This window comes from Marinomonas sp. ABL3_031 (assembly GCF_056161265.1).
The window spans coordinates 1-739 of record NZ_JBSWYU010000037.1 but is presented as its reverse complement, the minus strand read 5'-3'; the positions used below and the strand labels follow the sequence as shown (position 1 = coordinate 739).

Below are 739 nucleotides of genomic sequence, written 5' to 3'. Positions count from 1 at the left end.
CCCCAGTCAAACTACCCACCACACAGTGTCCTCGATCCGGATTACGGACCTGAGTTAGAACCTCAAACATACCAGGGTGGTATTTCAAGATCGGCTCCACTAAAACTGGCGTCTTAGTTTCAAAGCCTCCCACCTATCCTACACAAGTAGGTTCAAAGTTCACTGTGAAGCTATAGTAAAGGTTCACGGGGTCTTTCCGTCTAGCCGCGGATACACAGCATCTTCACTGCGATTTCAATTTCACTGAGTCTCGGGTGGAGACAGTGTGGCCATCGTTACGCCATTCGTGCAGGTCGGAACTTACCCGACAAGGAATTTCGCTACCTTAGGACCGTTATAGTTACGGCCGCCGTTTACTTGGGCTTCGATCAAGAGCTTCGCCTAAGCTAACCCCATCAATTAACCTTCAAGCACCGGGCAGGCGTCACACCCTATACGTCCACTTTCGTGTTTGCAGAGTGCTGTGTTTTTAATAAACAGTCGCAGCCACCTGGTATCTTCGACCGACTAGTGCTTACGGAGCAAGTCCTTCACACCGGCCGGCGTACCTTCTCCCGAAGTTACGGTACCATTTTGCCTAGTTCCTTCACCCGAGTTCTCTCAAGCGCCTTGGTATTCTCTACCTGACCACCTGTGTCGGTTTGGGGTACGGTTCATGCATATCTGAAGCTTAGAAGTTTTTCCTGGAAGCAGGGCATCAACCACTTCGTCCAAAAGAGGACTCGTCATCAATTCTCAG

General features: G+C 50.2%; 1 rRNA gene. It reads right to left on the bottom strand.

From position 1 onward, the window contains the following. Positions 1–739 (bottom strand): 23S ribosomal RNA (locus ACXAH2_RS17160); the annotation flags it as partial.